Here is a 2,495-nt window from a genome sequence, read left to right on the forward strand (position 1 = left end):
ACTGCCGCCAGTCGCTGTCATACGCCCGCACGGTGTTGGCGGCCTTGGAGCGCGCCCGGTACAAGCGGGCCGCCTCGATCTCAGCCGCGAGCTGCGGCGGGATCACATTCCCCAGCGGCGCAAGCGCGGCCTCATCTGAAAGCCCCAAGGCCCTACTGCTGTCATCGTCCACGGCGACACTCCTCAAGCTTCATTGCCGCTGCTGTGCCTTATCCCTGCCTTAGGGCGCGGGCGACATCGCGGCGAATTTCGGCTCCTTCATATAGAATAGCGTGTCGTCCGTGAAGGGCCGTTATCGGACAGCAAATCCACCGTACAAGCTGGGTATACTTTTTAAGCCATTTATATACTATCTGGCTGATGGTATCTGCCCCAGCACCTTGGCAACTGACGCTTGCCCGCATCGAAGGCGCCCTCCCCTTCATCTCACCCGAGCTTTCCCAATGCCTTGCGCTGGCCTCACTCCGGCGGCTCTGGCGCGTGCATGTGCGCGACTATCCGTTTGATAATCTTGGAATTGAACACAATCCGGGGCTTGAGGCCGATGAGCTTGTGCGCTCGTGGTACTCCGAAGAACGCCGTCAGTTCTTGTCGTGGATCAGCCGGCGAGGTCACCCTCCTCTCGCCCATGCTGCCAAGCTGGTCATGGCCGCGAAAAGTCACTCCGAAGGATTCAGCGAGACATACAGGCCTGCTGATCGCGCGCTCGAACGGCTCGATGCGCTGCTGCCGACCAGCGATCCAATGGGCACCCTCCTTGAATGGCTGGCGGAACTGCGAACTGAGGAAATCGACTTTCTTGAAGGCGGCAGCGAGATCATCCAGGTCAGTGGGTTCGCGGTCACACGTTTGGCGCCCCGGGGGGCGGCCTGGGCTGCGTCGCTTGCGGCCGCCATGCGCCCACACTTGTTTGGGCTGGGGTCGGCGCCAATGGCGCTTGCTGGGGTCATGCCGCGGGCCCTGTTCCGCGAACTCCACGAGGATCCCCTGCCCGTCCTATTACGTCGTGCGCTTCAGGCTGCTGCCGAGAGTGCAGCCTCAGACCTCCGTGCCATGCAAAGGGCTCACCTGCAGGCTGAGGGAGCACTTTCAGGCCTCTACGCCTCGTCGACGGCTCCCCTGGCTTGGCGTCTTGTAGCCGGCATCGGACCTCTTACCCGTGCGGAGCTTGCCAGAGGCCTTGAGGTGACCAAGCGAACCGCGTCACAATCAGTTGCGGCTATGGTGACTGCCGGCATGGCCAGTCTTCGAACTTCCGATGGCGCAATCGTCCGAACGGACACGTGAACGTGTCATGGACCCCGGAATACTTCCCGGTAACAAACGCCAATTCGATTTTGTGAGCTCGCTCTGCGGCGTAGCAGCTGCTCTACGAACTTTTTCGCCCTGCCCGGGTCAGCGAATGACAACTTACGTCGCTGTCCACGCGTTCCAATCCGGCCCCACGAGAATTCAACAATCGCAACACCGAACAGGTCTTGGCTCCGAGATATGGCATAGCGCCGTGCAACATTGAGATCGGGATTCTTGGCTTCGAGCCAAATGTGACACTCGTTCTGATCATGCTCTAACATACGGAGGAGTATGCGACAGCCGCCTGGAGCTAGGCCAATCGGAAGTTTGAATCACAGGTCTCTATGGTGATTCAAGGAATCGATCCTGAGGCTGTGACCGCCGCTCAGTTGCGGACGTCTGATTCTTATGGAATTTGCGCGTCTCTCGGGCGAGGTCATTCTCGAAGCGAGAGCGCGATCTTCCTTAATCTTGAATCAAATCAATAACAAATCCGCCGCAGGCGAAAACGTTAGGGGATTTAGATTCTAAGGTTAAGAGGTTACCTGCTCGCCATCAGCCTGCAAACTCCTGATTTCTCGCGAGTCGGGGTCGCTATGTCGAATCTGATAACACGATGTTCGGTTTCTGATAGCACGACCGCCAGATTCTAATAACACGTCATCTGATGCCCGATCACACGTTGGCCACCTCCCTGCCCTGTTGATAACTTTGAAAGCACGGCTCAGAGCGTGAGGCCATAGGATCAGTTAGCGTTCCGATTCACATATGATGCGCCGATCCCAAACTTTCTGATCCCCCATTTGCCCCTATGCTGAAACGAACGTGTTTTCGGAAATGTGGTATTTCCGGTCGAACGTGTTTTCAGGAATGGTTTTTGGAGGCATTTTCCATCGCCCAGCTTGAAGGCCGACCTGTCGGGTTTCTGGATCGCAGTGACCGAAGTGGAGCCTAAGGCGATCTGCCAGCTGGTTTGAGCGCTGCACAGTAGATCGCTGATTTCAGTCAAAGATGGACGGCAGAAGCACGGCCGTAGGGTCTATGCGGGTGCTCTTGGGCCTAGTCAGCGATTTCTTAGCAGGCGCCGAACGTAGACGCGTTCCTCTGATCGAGCGGGCTAACCGAAGTGATTCCCGAAAACACGTTGGCTAGAGTCTGTCCTGTTTAGATTGAGGCATAGCCGCTGTTTCTGAGGTAGTTGG

The 2,495-nt window shown here is 57.4% G+C and carries 2 protein-coding genes; one reads left to right on the forward strand and one right to left on the reverse strand.

Going from position 1 to position 2,495, the window contains the following annotated elements; all coding sequences use genetic code 11:
- The first annotated feature begins 360 nt into the window (after window positions 1-360).
- Window positions 361-1,287 (forward strand): hypothetical protein, encoded by a 927-nt coding sequence (locus tag AX708_RS04420; protein ID WP_067489600.1) that lies wholly within the window; start codon window positions 361-363, stop codon window positions 1,285-1,287.
- 5 nt (window positions 1,288-1,292) lie between these two features.
- On the opposite strand, the gene AX708_RS19735 is transcribed toward AX708_RS04420, so the two are convergent.
- Window positions 1,293-1,574, reverse strand: a complete 282-nt coding sequence (locus AX708_RS19735) for a WGR domain-containing protein (RefSeq protein WP_082396445.1) — start codon at window positions 1,572-1,574, stop codon at window positions 1,293-1,295.
- Window positions 1,575-2,495 lie beyond the last annotated feature (921 nt).

The organism is Erythrobacter sp. CCH5-A1 (assembly GCF_001557115.1).
In the GTDB taxonomy this organism is placed as follows: Bacteria; Pseudomonadota; Alphaproteobacteria; order Sphingomonadales; family Sphingomonadaceae; genus Erythrobacter.